This is a genomic window from Streptomyces sp. NBC_00663, from assembly GCF_036226885.1.
Taxonomy (GTDB): Bacteria; Actinomycetota; Actinomycetes; order Streptomycetales; family Streptomycetaceae; genus Streptomyces.
The window spans coordinates 4282272-4294523 of sequence record NZ_CP109027.1 but is presented as its reverse complement, the minus strand read 5'-3'; the positions used below and the strand labels follow the sequence as shown (position 1 = coordinate 4294523).

Genomic DNA, 12252 nt, shown 5'->3' with positions numbered 1-12252 from the left:
GAGGTTCACTCACTTCTCCAAAGCCGGTTCAAAGGCCGGGAAAAGGGCCGGACAAGCCCTCGCGAAGATCCGCGGGAGGCGTGCCGGTACGGGGAGAAAGCGCAGGCAGGAAGCAACCATGGGTCTCACGGGCAACAACGTGCTGGTGCTGGCGATCGCGTCGGCCGTGGCTCTGTTCGTCGGCACGGTATGGCTGTGGCCACGGCTGGCCCGGCGCAGCTGGCGGGCCGTCAGCGGGCGCGTGGGCCTGCTGTTCGCGACCCAGTTGGCGCTGTTCGCGGCGCTCGGGCTCGGCGCCAACCAGGCCTTCGGGTTCTACGCGAGCTGGGCCGACCTGTTCGGGCAGGAGGACGAGCAGGGCGTCGTCGTGGACCATACGGCGAACGGCGGGTCCGGCGGCCCGCTCCAGGTGACGGACGTGGGACGGGTCAAGGAGACCGGCAGTGGGCGGCCGCAGCGCGCCGGACAGATCCAGCAGGTCGACATAGTGGGCCGTACGACGCACATCGCGACGTCCGCGTTCGTCTACCTGCCGCCGGAGTACTTCCAGCCGCAGTACCGCACGCGGACGTTCCCGGCGGCCGTGGTCCTCACCGGATATCCGGGCACCGCGCGGGCGCTGGTCGACAAACTCCACTATCCGAGCACGGCGTCGGAGCTCGCCAAGGACGGCCGTATGCAGCCGATGATCCTGGTGATGCTGCGGCCGACGGTGGCGCCGCCGCGGGACACGGAGTGCGTCGACATTCCGAACGGACCGCAGACGGAGTCGTTCTTCGCCAAGGATCTGCCGGACGCCGTACTCGCGCACTACAGGGTGGGGAAGAAGCCGGGCAGCTGGGGCGTCATCGGCGACTCCACGGGCGGTTACTGCGCGCTGAAGCTCGCCATGCACCACCCGGAGGTGTACGCCGCGGGGGCGGGTCTTTCGCCGTACTACAAGGCGCCCATCGATCCCACCACGGGCGATCTCTTCCAGGGGAACGAGGAACTCCGCAATCGCGCCGATCTGTGGTGGTACCTCAAGCACGAGCCGGCGCCCGACACTTCACTGCTCGTCAGCAGCAGCAAGGTGGGCGAGTCGAACTACAAGGACACCTTGAAGTTCATAGAGCGCGTCAAGGAGACCGACCGGACCCGCATCTCGTCGATCATCCTCGAAAGCGGCGGGCACAACTTCAACACCTGGCGGCGGGAGATTCCGGCGACCCTCCAGTGGATCAGCGGGCGGTTGAGCGACCGGTGAGACCGGAAACGATCTTGATGATGTCGAATTCGGTGGCCGGTCTGATTCCTGATGTCGTGTGAAAGCCTCGGGATGGCTGTGTTTTTACGGGCCGGGGCACCACGATTCGCCTACGCGCGGTAAGTTTCTGGCCATGCCACGTGGACGTCACCGCCATTCACCGCCCTTGCACAGGCTGCTTCCCCCGTCGGCGATCGCAGGCGTCTCGCTCGTCTGCGCCTTCGGCCCCTGGGTGTTCTCGCAACAGGCCGTGCTGCGTGTCATCGCCGCGAGCGCGGCGGCGACGGCGGTGGTCGGTGCAGCCGTCATGCGCCGCTGGGACGCGCAGGCCGGCAAGCAGGTCGCCGACCTCACGCGCGCGCGTGCCGGCGACGAGTGGCGGTTCGAGGAGCGGGTCGCCGAACTGGAGACCGACCTTGAGGAGTCGCGCGAACTGCGCGCCAAGCTGGAGCAGCGGCTGCGGGCCAAGCGGTCCGAACTCGCGGGCCTGCGCAATGAGCACGCCGCGCTGCTGCGCCGGTACGCCACGGCGGAGACCGAGCGGGCGAGCGCCCTGGAGGGCCGCCGTCTCCTGGAGATAGCGGCCACTGCGCCGAGCCGCGCGCTGCCGCCGGTGCCGGTGCCGGTTCCCGTGGTCGGTGTCGAGGAGGCCGGGGCTGTGGCTGTCCCGGTCGAGGATGAGGACGTCGAGAGCGCGGAGCCCGTGGAGGCCGCCGACGCCGCGGAGAGCGCCGAGGCCGCCGAGGTCGACGACAAGCCGGAGACGCCCGCGGTCTTCTCGCCGGAGGGTTCGCAGCTGTTCCTGCGGGCCAAGGTGGCGCTGGCGCGGCTGGACGCGGATGGCGCGGGTGCCGCCGACAAGGGCGACGAGGTTTCCGGTGACGCCGACTTCGCTGACTCCGCTGACGCGGGGGAGCCGTCGCTGAAGGGCGACGAGGCCTTCGAAGACGCCGCTGCGGACGCTCCCAAGGACGCGTCTACAGACGCGTCTACAGATGCCTCCACGGATGCCTCCACGGATGCTCCCCGGGGCGAGGGTTGGCCCAAGGGCGACGGTTCCCCGAAGGGGGACGGGACGCCGGACGGTGACGGCGGTCCGAAGGGCGACACCCCCGCGAAGCACGTGCCGGCCCAGGTCGGCCCCGTCGCCGCCGAGGTCCACGCTTCCGGCGACTCCGCAGCGGAGGCCACGCAGTCCGCGCAGGAGGACGAGGCGCAGGGGCAGCCCGTGGCGGCCGACGGGCACGAGCGCGCGGTCGCCATCACCCCCACCACGACGGCCAAGCCGGCCCAGCCCGTGCAGCAGCCCTCCGGACACTTCGTCGCGCCGACCGCGGTGGCCGTCGTACCGGCGGCGCCCGTGCGGCGTGCGACGGTCGAGGGCGGTTTCGACTTCTTCGGCATGCAGAAGGCGTCCGCCGCGCTGGAGGCGGTGCAGAACGAGGACCTCGCCGACGTGGTCGGCCAGGAGGCGCTCGCGCTCCACAAGGCCGAGGCCGAGGCGGAGTTCAAGCCGGCCGACGCGGAGTCGCGCGGTGTCGGCCAGGTCATCGACCTGACGGCGCACGACGAGACGGAGCAGATCGACGTGCAGGGGCTGCGGAGCGCGGTTTCCTGAGCGAGTCGCCCGGCGGCGAGGCCGCGCGGTTCCCGGTCGGGGCCGCGCGGCCTCGCCGTTTTCGCGCGGCGGCGAGGCCGCGCGGTTCCCGGTCGGGGCCGCGCGGCCTCGCCGTTTTCGCGCGGCGGTGCCGTCGTCAGGCCATCCAGCGGTCCGGCGGCGCGTCGCGGCGTCCCGTCCGTGAGCGCTCGGCCTGCGCCCGCAGCAGCTCCGCCGCCTCCTCCGCGTCCCGCAGACGGGCGGTGACGGTCTTGCCGGCCCCCGTGTCCACATGGACGTCGGCGAGCCGCCACAGGCGCCGCCAAGGGCCTTGAACAAGCCGTACGCTCTGCACCTTCGCGTGTGGCACGAGGGCGACGCTGCGCCTCAGGAGTCCCTGCCTGGCCGCGAACACCGCGTCCGTGACGGCGAGTCCGTGGCCGCGCCACCACACCGGCACGCACCGTCCGGCGCGGCGCGGCGGCCGGGACAGTGCGGTCGGCGGCGGCACCGTCGCGCCGGGCAGCACGCGCGCGACGACGGCCTCGGCGACCTCGCGCGGAGCGACCGGCACCAGCACCGAGTTGGACGACCCGGCCACGTCCAGCTCCACCCGCACCCAGCCGCGCCGCCGCCACAGCAGCGGCTCCACGATCCGCACGGTCTGCACCCGCCCCGGCGGCACTGTCTCGTGCGTGCGGTCAAGGAGCCCGTGGTCGATCCGGAGTCCGTCGGGCGACTCGCCCACGGTCCAGTCGTACTCGCCGACGAACCGCCCCACGCTGCTCGCGCCCGCCGCGCCGAGCAGGGGCAGCCCGGTGGCGAGGACCGTCCACAGGCTGTGGGTGGCGAACCACAGGAGGGGCGGTACGACGAGGGCGGCGACCAGCGCGCCCCAGGTGGCGCCGGTCAGCACGAGGGCGATCGCGAGGTCACGCGGGGACGTGCGCAGCAGCTCGCGCGCCGGAGCCTCGCCGACTTCGTGCGCCGTCTCGGGCGCGAAACCGGCGGCGCGCGCGAGGAGTTCCGCGCGGAGCGTGCGCGCCTCGCGCTCCCCGAGGAAGGCGAGCTCGTCCTTCTTGTCGGCGCCTATGACGTCGAGTTTCAGTTTGGCGACGCCCGCCACGCGCGCGAGGAGCGGCTGGGTGACGTCGACGGCCTGGATGCGTTCCAGCCGGATGTGCACGGTGCGCCGGAACACCAGACCGGTACGGATGCGCAGTTCGGACTCGGTGACCGCGAAGTGCGTGTACCACCAGGTGAGGAAGCCGTACAGGGCGGCGGCCGGGACCAGGACGGCGACCGCGATCAGCAGCGTCGTGGTCGTGAGCCTGGTCAGTTGGCGCTGCGTCTGGTCGGGGTCGTGCACCGCCCACCCGATGAGCACCGCCACGGGTGCCCACGCCCGTCTGAGCGGGGTCACGGGGTGCAGCCGCCGCTCGGTCACCGGCGACTTCGCCCGCAGCTCGGGGACGCCGTCGTCGAGGCCCGGCGTCGTCACAGGCCCGCCGATCGGGCCTCGCCGAGCTCGGTGAGCCGGTCGCGCAGCCGTTCCGCCTCGGCCGGTTCGAGGCCGGGGATGGTGGCGTCGGTCGCCGCGGCGGCCGTGTGGAGCTGGACGCTGGCGAGCCCGAAGTGCCGTTCCACGGGACCGGAGGTGACCTCGACGAGCTGCATCCGCCCGTACGGCACCACCGTCTCCTCGCGCCACAGCACGCCCCGGCTGATCAGCAGGTCGTCCGCGCGCTCGGCGTAGCGCCAGGAGGCCCAGTTGCGGCCGAGCATCACCCAGCCCCAGGCGATGACGGCGAGCGGCAGCAGCGCGCACGCGGCCCAGACCGGGCCCGCGAACACGCCGAGCAGCAGAGCCAGCGCGAGCGCGATCAGCCCCAGCCACACCACCAGCAACAGCCGACGCATCCGCAGCAGCCCAGGGGGCAGCCCGATCCACACCGGCTCGCCCGCCACCGGTCCCGTGTCCTGCCCGCTCCCCGTCTCCATAGGGTCAGCGTACGTAGGAGAGACTGTGTCCATGACTCCCACGACGGAGACCACGGTCGGTATCGGCGGCGCCGCGGAGAGCACCGACATGGTGCTCAACATCGGGCCCCAGCACCCGTCGACGCACGGTGTGCTGCGCCTCAGGCTCGTCCTGGACGGCGAGCGGATCCAGCACGCGGAGCCGGTGATCGGCTATATGCACCGCGGCGCGGAGAAGCTCTTCGAGGCGCGCGACTATCGCCAGATCATCATGCTCGCCAACCGCCACGACTGGCTGTCGGCCTTCTCCAACGAGCTGGGCGTGGTGCTCGCCGTCGAACGCATGCTGGGCATGGAGGTCCCCACGCGCGCGGTGTGGACGCGCACCCTGCTCGCGGAGCTCAACCGGGTCCTCAACCACCTGATGTTCCTCGGGTCGTACCCCCTGGAACTCGGCGGCATCACGCCGGTCTTCTACGCGTTCCGGGAGCGCGAGGTGCTCCAGAACGTCATGGAGGAGGTTTCCGGCGGGCGCATGCACTACATGTTCAACCGCGTCGGCGGCCTCAAGGAGGACCTCCCGGCCGGCTGGGCGGGACGCGCGCGTGCCGCCGTCGCCGCCGTGCGCTCCCGCATGGACGTGTACGACGACCTGGTGCTCGGCAACGAGATCTTCCGGGGGCGCACACGCGGCGTGGGCGCCCTCGCCCCGCAGGCCGTGCACGCGTACGGCGTGAGCGGGCCCATCGCGCGCGCCTCCGGCGTCGACTTCGACCTGCGCCGCGACGAGCCGTACCTCGCCTACGGGGAGCTTCAGGACACCCTGAGGGTGGTGACCCGGACGGAGGGCGACTGTCTCGCCCGCTTCGAGGTCCTCCTGGAGCAGACCCACAACGCCCTCGACCTCGCCGACGCCTGCCTCGACCGGCTCGCGGAGCTGGAGCCGGGGCCGATCAACCAGCGGCTCCCCAAGGTACTGAAGGCGCCCGAGGGCCACACGTACGCGTGGACCGAGAACCCCCTCGGCATCAACGGCTACTACCTCGTCAGCAAGGGCGAGAAGACCCCGTACCGGCTCAAGCTCCGCTCGGCGTCGTACAACAACATCCAGGCCCTCGTGGAGCTGCTGCCGGGGACGCTGGTGGCGGACATGGTGGCGATCCTCGGGTCACTGTTCTTCGTGGTCGGGGACATCGACAAGTAGGTCTCCCAGGCGCGCGCTCTCGATGCCCACGGGCTGGAGCAGCCAGCCGAAGTCACCGAGGCCCCCGGGCGCGGTGAGCTCGGCGGCTTCGCCGGCGCTCGCGAGGGCGCGGACGTAGGCCGCGGGTTGTGTGGTCGCGAGCGTGAGCGGGGGGCGTGCGCCTGCGACCCCCAAGGCGCGCAGAGCCGCGCGCTGCGTCAGTACGCGCCCGCTGGGTGCGGCGCATGCCTCCCGCGCGGCGTCCAGCGCGACGTGCGCCGTGATGTCGCACGATCCGTCCGGCACGGGCGCCGTCTCGCGCCCGGCGCGAAACCCGGTGAGCGTCCCGAACAGGGGGCGCGCGTCCACGGCGTGCGTGTAGTCGACCGCCACCGCGAGCCCCCGCCCCACGGACGCGACCGCGTCCGCCCACGCCTCGTCCCGGGGCAGCCCGATCTCCGCCCGCAGCCCCTCCTCGGCGGGCAGCGGCCACCACCGCGCCAGCCACCGCGCCTCCGCACCGGAGAGCGGCTCGCCGAGACGTTCGGTGCCGTCCCGCCGTACGAGCACCCGCCGCGCGACCCCCGCGGAGTCCACCTCGGCGACCTCGACCGGCACGTTGTCCAACCACTCGTTGGCGAACAGCAGCCCGGTGATCCCCTTCGGGGGCTCGGGCAGCCACTCGATCCGGTGGTCGAGGCCGGGCGGGCGGTCGGCGATCTCCACGGCGTACGCGCGCGTACGGGCCGCGACGTCCGCGGGAAGCACCGCGAGCACCCCGGTGACCAGCTCGCCCCGGCCGGCCGCCATGTCGACGAAGCCGAGCGCCGCGGGCCGCTCCAGGGCCTCGTCGACCCGGCACAGCAGCCGGGCCACCGCCTCGGCGAACAGCGGCGACGCGTGGACGGACGTACGGAAGTGGCCGGCCGGGCCCTCAGGGCCGCGGTAGAAGCCGTCGGGGCCGTACAGGGCGGCCTCCGTCGCCGCCCGCCAGCCGCGCCACTCGTCAGCCGTCCCGTCCGTCACGGCGCCAGACTATGCGTACAGGGGAGCGGGGCCTCCACCTTGGGGAGTATGCCGGGGGCGCATGGATCGACCCTCCGGTTGACCCCTGCACACTTCACGCTTCCCTACGCTGGGTTACGTGCAGCGCCTCTATGACTTCCTCCGCAGGCACCCGACATGGGTCGACGGCTTCTGGGCCGTCTTCCTGTTCGGGATCTCGGTCATGTTCGAAGTCGCCGAGCAGTCGGACGAGGGCACCGACGCGGAGGCCGCGATCATCCCGGTCATCCTCCTGTTGTGCCTGGTGATCGCGCTGCGCCGGCGGATGCCGGAGAAGATGCTGCTCCTGGCCATCGCCATCGGCGTCGCCCAGCTGCTGACGGACGTCTCGACGACGCCGGGCGACTTCGCGTTCCTCGTCATCGTCTACACCGTCGCCGCGACCGGCGCCCGCTGGGCGTCCCGGCTCGCGCTCGCCATGGGCCTGAGCGCGGCGTGCGTGGCGCATCTGCGGTGGTGGAACCACGACGCGAGCGCCCTGGCCAACGCGGCGCTCATCGTCTTCCAGACGGTGCCGTTCGCGCTGGCCTGGGTGCTCGGCGACTCGATACGCACCCGCCGCGCGTACTTCGCGCAGCTGGAGGAGCGCGCGAGCAGGCTCGAGAAGGAGCGCGAGGCGCAGGCGAAGGTCGCGGTCGCCGCCGAACGCGCCCGCATCGCCCGCGAGCTCCACGACGTGGTCGCGCACAACGTGTCGGTGATGGTCGTCCAGGCCGACGGCGCCGCGTACGTCCTCGACGCCGCGCCCGACCAGGCGAGGAAGGCCCTGGAGACGATCTCCTCGACCGGCCGCCAGGCGCTCGCCGAGATGCGCCGCCTGCTGGGCGTGCTGCGCACCGGCGAGCACCAGGAGGTCGGGGAGTACGTCCCGCAGCCCGACGTCGAGCAGATCGACGACCTGGTCGAGCAGTGCCGTACCTCCGGCCTCCCCGTCGACTTCAAGGTGGAGGGCACCCCGCGCCCGCTGCCCAGCGGCGTCGAGCTCACGGCGTACCGCATCGTGCAGGAGGCGCTCACCAACACCCGTAAGCACGGCGGGCCCAACGCGGGCGCGAGCGTGCGCCTGGTGTACTTCGACGACGGGCTCGGTCTGCTGGTCGAGGACGACGGCAAGGGCGCCCCGCACGAGCTGTACGAGGACGGCGGTGCCGACGGCCAGGGCCACGGCCTGATCGGGATGCGCGAGCGCGTCGGTATGGTCGGCGGCACGCTGGATGCGGGACCGCGTCCGGGCGGAGGATTCCGTATCAGCGCCCTGCTCCCGCTCAAACCGGCGCATTGACGCCTACGCACGCCCCCTGTTGACACCTGTCACGACCCCGCCGACCGACCAAGAAGCCCTGTAGAGAGACGGAAGAGGCCCCGATGACGATCCGCGTGATGCTCGTCGACGACCAGGTGCTGCTGCGCACCGGGTTCCGGATGGTGCTCGCCGCCCAGCCGGACATGGAGGTCGTCGCGGAGGCGGGCGACGGCGTCGAGGCCCTCCAGGTGCTGCGCGCGACGACCGTCGACGTGGTGCTGATGGACGTGCGCATGCCCAAGCTGGACGGGGTGGAGACCACCCGGCGCATCTGTCAGGAGGAGAACCCGCCGAAGGTGCTGATCCTGACCACCTTCGACCTCGACGAGTACGCCTTCTCCGGGCTGAAGGCGGGCGCGTCCGGCTTCATGCTCAAGGACGTGCCGCCCGGCGAGCTCCTCGCCGCGATCCGCGCGGTGCACAGCGGCGACGCGGTGGTGGCCCCCTCGACCACCCGCCGCCTCCTCGACCGGTTCGCGCCGATGCTGCCGAGCGCCGGCAAGGAGCCCCAGCACAAGGAGCTGGAGCGGCTCACCGACCGTGAGCGCGAGGTCATGGTGCTGGTCGCCCAGGGACTGTCCAACGGCGAGATCGCGGCCCGCCTGGTGCTGTCCGAGGCGACCGTGAAGACCCATGTGGGCCGCATCCTGACCAAGCTCGGGCTCAGGGACCGGGTCCAGGTGGTCGTCCTGGCGTACGAGACGGGGCTGGTGCGGGCCGGGGGGCACGGCTGAACCGGGCGACCGTGACGCGCGCGTGACCGCCGCCCACTAAGGTCTGCGCATGCTCCTCTGGATCAACGGCCCCTTCGGTGGCGGCAAGACCCAGACCGCGTACGAGATCCAGCGCCGTCTGCCCGGCAGCGTCGTCTGCGACCCCGAGCACGCCGGCTTCGGGCTGCGCCGCATGTTGCCGCCCGAACTGCGGGGAAACTTCCAGGACTTGACCGCATGGCGGCAGGGCGTCGTGGAAGTCCTCGACCTGGCCCTCACCAAACACGACGGCGTGGTCATCGCTCCCATGACGGTCACGAACTCCGGTTACTTCGCCGAGACCGTGGGACGGCTGGGCGAACTCGGCCACGACGTACGCCACTTCACGCTCCTCGCTCAGCGCGAGACGGTCATGAAGCGGCTCCGGGAACGCGGCTTCGGGCACCTCCTTCAGTTCGTCGGCGGGAAGAACGCCGGCCTGGGGCGCGAGACCTGGGCCGTGCAACAGCTCGACCACTGTCTGGAGCGGCTGCGCGAGCCCGAGTTCGCCGAACATCTGTGGACGGACGACTCGACCGTGCCGAAGACGGCCGACCGCATCGCCGTCCTCGCGGGGCTGCGGCTGCGGCCGAACAACGAGGGTGCGCTGCGGACGCGGCTCAGGCAGGCGCGGATCGGGGTGAAGCACATCCGGTTCGACTGAGCCGCGCGGGCGACGCGGTCAGCGCAGGATGCCCTCCAGGAAGTCGCTGCCCAGCCGGGCCACGACGGCTATGTCCAGCTGATGCTGGACGTAGCGGCCCCGGCGGCGCGTGGAGACCAGGCCCGCCTTCTTCAGCACACCCAGGTGCCGGGATATCTCCGGGGCGGTCATGCCGTGCACCTGCGCCAGCTCGCTCGTGGTGTAGGCGCTGCGGGCCAGATTGCGGCAGATCCGCATCCGCACGGGGTGGGACAGCGCGGTCATCCGCAGCGCGAGCTGCTCCACGGACGAGGGAGGCGTCAGCTCCGGCGAGCCGACCGGGTACTGCACCACCGGCTGCCAGTCCCGCCGGTACAGCACGGACAGGTGGGGCCGGCCGAGACTGGTGGGTACGAGGAGCAGGGCGCCGCTCTCGGTGGCCGTACGGCCCACGCTCAGCTTGTCGACCGTGATCTCCCCCGCGGCCTCGTCGAGCGTGACCGCCGGGGAGACGGCGGCCAGGGCCTCGGCCAGGCCCTTGCGGCGCAGCAGGTCCGTCTTGTGCCGGGCGTCCGCCGCGAGCTGATGACTCAGACGAGCCCAGGCCTGCGCGAAGAACGCCTCGTCGCAGTCCTGAAGGAACTGCCGCAGCCAGGCCCGGATCTTGGGCGGATCCGTCAGCAGCAGCTCGCTGAACCGCTGCTGCCGCGGCCCCCGCGCGGCGGCCAGCTCCAGGGCGCGGCGCCCCAGCTCGGTGTCGACGAGCGGACTGGGGCCGACGCCGTAGGGCATCGCGCAGCTGAACTCCAGGGCCGCGTCGACGAACTGCTCGTCACTCAGCTTGTCCAGCAGGTCCAGTTCCTCGGCGAGCGTGGCGCCGGGGAGGGTGCCGCCCGGCAGGCCCGCGTATGGCAGGAACAGGTCCGAGAAGGTCGAGCGCCACAGGAAGTCCGCGTCGCACATCCGGTCGGCCAGATGGGGGTCCAGGCCGGCCGTCACGCCCGTCACCCAGCCCTGTAGACCCGGGTGGTGCCCCGGCTCGGCCAGCGCGTGCAGCGCCATCCCGAGCTCCGCGAGGGGCGAGGGCACGACGGCGACCCCATCCGGCCGCAGCCCCGTGATGTCGATGCGCACGCTCATGCCTTCATGGTGCACTCCGCCACTGACAACGCCGTCCCCGATTGACGGCAGCCGTCAATCGGCGCCTGCTGGGCAGTCGGCCACGCTCCACGCACTGAGCCCCTACGGCACGCCCCACCCACCGCGCCCTCCATCAGGGCCCCACCCACGGAGCCCTACGGCAGTCGCGCCACGAAGTCCGCCACCGCCGCCTTCACGTCGTCGGCCGTCCACTCCAGGCCGGCGGCGGCGACGGTGACCTCGGCGAGGGCCAGGCCCGGTCCGCCGCGGTCCCAGTAGCCGGGGAACAGATACGTCCCGGTCTCCTCCGCCTGCCGCAGCGCCGCCTCGACCAGCACATCGGGGTCATAGGGCAGCCAGACCTGGAACTGGTGGGTGTGCGGCTCCTCGGGATGCACACGCGCCCACGCCACGCCCGACTCGGCGAACCCCTCCCGCAGCGCGGCGGCCACCACGCGCGCGTGGCGCACGTACTCCGGCAGTCTGGGCAGCTCGCGCTCCAGGCCGACGAGCGCGGACAGCGCCGTGGGGAACTGCTGGAAGGCCATCCCGCCGTACCGGTGCCGCCAGGTCTTCGCCTCGTCCACCAGGGTCTTCGGGCCGGCGAGTGCCGCGCCGGCGAAGCCTTCGAGGGACTTGTAGAACGACACATAGACGCTGTCCGCCAGGCCCGCGATCTCGTCCAGAGGGCGGCCGAAGTGGACGGTGGTCTCCCACAGGCGCGCGCCGTCGAAGTGCACCACCGCGTCGCGCTCCCGCGCCGCCTCCACGACCTCGGTGAGCTCCTCCCAGGTGGGCAGGACGAATCCGGCGTCCCGTAGAGGCAGTTCCAGCATCAGCGCGCCGTAGGGCTCGTCGAAGTCACGCGCCTCGTCGGCGGTGGGCAGCCGGGGCTCACTCGTCAGGCGCACCGGGCGCAAGCCGCTGACCTGGGTGAAGGCATGGCGTTCGTGGACCTCGGGGTGGGCCAGCGGATGCAGGGCGACCGTGGGGTTCCCGGTGCGGGCCGCCCAGCAGCGCAGGGCGACCTGCTGGGCCATGGTGCCCGTCGGGAAGAACGCGGCGGCCTCCTTGCCCAGCAGGGACGCGACTCGCTCCTCCAGGGCCGTCACGACCCCGTTGCCGTAGATGTCCGCGGGCTCTTCCACGTCGTAGACCTCGGGGGCGGCCTCCGCCAGTGACGCGAGCCGCTCCCGCATCGTGCCGCTCGCCCCGCCGCGCCACAGCACCCGCCGCGCCGCCCGTACGGCGTTCCGGCGCCGCTCCCGCAGCAGCTCCTCCGCCGATTTCTCGTCCACCTGCTCCGCAGCATCGTTCATGCCGGGGATCATCCCCCGCGGCCC

Annotated in this window: 11 protein-coding genes; 6 read left to right on the top strand and 5 right to left on the bottom strand. The window is 72.2% G+C overall.

Annotated elements, in window-relative coordinates:
* The first annotated feature begins 118 nt into the window (after positions 1-118).
* On the top strand, positions 119-1246 hold the full coding sequence (locus tag OG866_RS19525) for an alpha/beta hydrolase (RefSeq protein ID WP_329336382.1): 1128 nt from the start codon (positions 119-121) through the stop codon (positions 1244-1246).
* Positions 1247-1379: 133 nt separating this feature from the next.
* The gene (locus tag OG866_RS19520; RefSeq protein ID WP_329336379.1) at positions 1380-2864 is read left to right on the top strand and encodes a hypothetical protein; all 1485 of its coding nucleotides are present in this window, start codon (positions 1380-1382) and stop codon (positions 2862-2864) included.
* Between the two features lie 136 nt (positions 2865-3000).
* On the opposite strand, the gene OG866_RS19515 is transcribed toward OG866_RS19520, so the two are convergent.
* Together OG866_RS19515 and OG866_RS19510 are read right to left on the bottom strand one after the other, a co-directional pair.
* Positions 3001-4344 carry a PH domain-containing protein gene (locus tag OG866_RS19515; RefSeq protein ID WP_329336378.1) on the bottom strand — a complete coding sequence of 448 codons (1344 nt, stop codon included), beginning with the start codon at positions 4342-4344 and terminating at the stop codon, positions 3001-3003.
* Positions 4341-4844 carry a PH domain-containing protein gene (locus tag OG866_RS19510; RefSeq protein ID WP_329336376.1) on the bottom strand — a complete coding sequence of 168 codons (504 nt, stop codon included), beginning with the start codon at positions 4842-4844 and terminating at the stop codon, positions 4341-4343. Before OG866_RS19510 ends, OG866_RS19515 begins: the two co-directional genes overlap by 4 nt.
* Before the next feature lie 31 nt (positions 4845-4875).
* Between OG866_RS19510 and OG866_RS19505 the strand changes: the two genes are divergently transcribed.
* Positions 4876-6027, top strand: a complete 1152-nt coding sequence (locus tag OG866_RS19505; RefSeq protein ID WP_329336375.1) for an NADH-quinone oxidoreductase subunit D — start codon at positions 4876-4878, stop codon at positions 6025-6027.
* Here the strand turns inward: OG866_RS19505 and OG866_RS19500 are convergent.
* Positions 5992-7032 (bottom strand): SAM-dependent methyltransferase, encoded by a 1041-nt coding sequence (locus tag OG866_RS19500; RefSeq protein WP_329336374.1) that lies wholly within the window; start codon positions 7030-7032, stop codon positions 5992-5994. The two genes, OG866_RS19505 and OG866_RS19500, sit on opposite strands and share 36 nt — an antisense overlap.
* Positions 7033-7150: 118 nt before the next feature.
* Between OG866_RS19500 and OG866_RS19495 the strand changes: the two genes are divergently transcribed.
* The 3 genes from OG866_RS19495 (at position 7151) to OG866_RS19485 (ending at position 9790) form a co-directional block, all read left to right on the top strand.
* Entirely contained in the window at positions 7151-8353 is a 1203-nt protein-coding gene (locus OG866_RS19495) for a sensor histidine kinase (protein ID WP_329336372.1), read from the top strand.
* Between the two features lie 83 nt (positions 8354-8436).
* Complete coding sequence (locus OG866_RS19490) at positions 8437-9108, top strand: response regulator transcription factor (protein ID WP_329336370.1); 672 nt, start codon at positions 8437-8439, stop codon at positions 9106-9108.
* Positions 9109-9157: 49 nt separating this feature from the next.
* Complete coding sequence (locus OG866_RS19485; RefSeq protein WP_329336368.1) at positions 9158-9790, top strand: AAA family ATPase; 633 nt, start codon at positions 9158-9160, stop codon at positions 9788-9790.
* 18 nt (positions 9791-9808) lie between these two features.
* On the opposite strand, the gene OG866_RS19480 is transcribed toward OG866_RS19485, so the two are convergent.
* Positions 9809-10909: a DUF5937 family protein gene (locus OG866_RS19480; protein WP_329336367.1), complete on the bottom strand. Its 1101-nt coding sequence runs from the start codon at positions 10907-10909 to the stop codon at positions 9809-9811.
* 155 nt (positions 10910-11064) lie between these two features.
* Complete coding sequence (locus OG866_RS19475; protein WP_329336365.1) at positions 11065-12228, bottom strand: threonine aldolase family protein; 1164 nt, start codon at positions 12226-12228, stop codon at positions 11065-11067.
* Positions 12229-12252 lie beyond the last annotated feature (24 nt).

Coding starts and splice junctions, on each gene's coding strand:
- OG866_RS19525 (WP_329336382.1), top strand. CDS start 119: ATGGGTCTCACGGGCAACAACGTGCTGGTGCTGGCGATCGCGTCGGCC.
- OG866_RS19520 (WP_329336379.1), top strand. CDS start 1,380: ATGCCACGTGGACGTCACCGCCATTCACCGCCCTTGCACAGGCTGCTT.
- OG866_RS19510 (WP_329336376.1), bottom strand. CDS start 4,844: ATGGAGACGGGGAGCGGGCAGGACACGGGACCGGTGGCGGGCGAGCCG.
- OG866_RS19505 (WP_329336375.1), top strand. CDS start 4,876: ATGACTCCCACGACGGAGACCACGGTCGGTATCGGCGGCGCCGCGGAG.
- OG866_RS19490 (WP_329336370.1), top strand. CDS start 8,437: ATGACGATCCGCGTGATGCTCGTCGACGACCAGGTGCTGCTGCGCACC.
- OG866_RS19485 (WP_329336368.1), top strand. CDS start 9,158: ATGCTCCTCTGGATCAACGGCCCCTTCGGTGGCGGCAAGACCCAGACC.
- OG866_RS19480 (WP_329336367.1), bottom strand. CDS start 10,909: ATGAGCGTGCGCATCGACATCACGGGGCTGCGGCCGGATGGGGTCGCC.
- OG866_RS19475 (WP_329336365.1), bottom strand. CDS start 12,228: ATGAACGATGCTGCGGAGCAGGTGGACGAGAAATCGGCGGAGGAGCTG.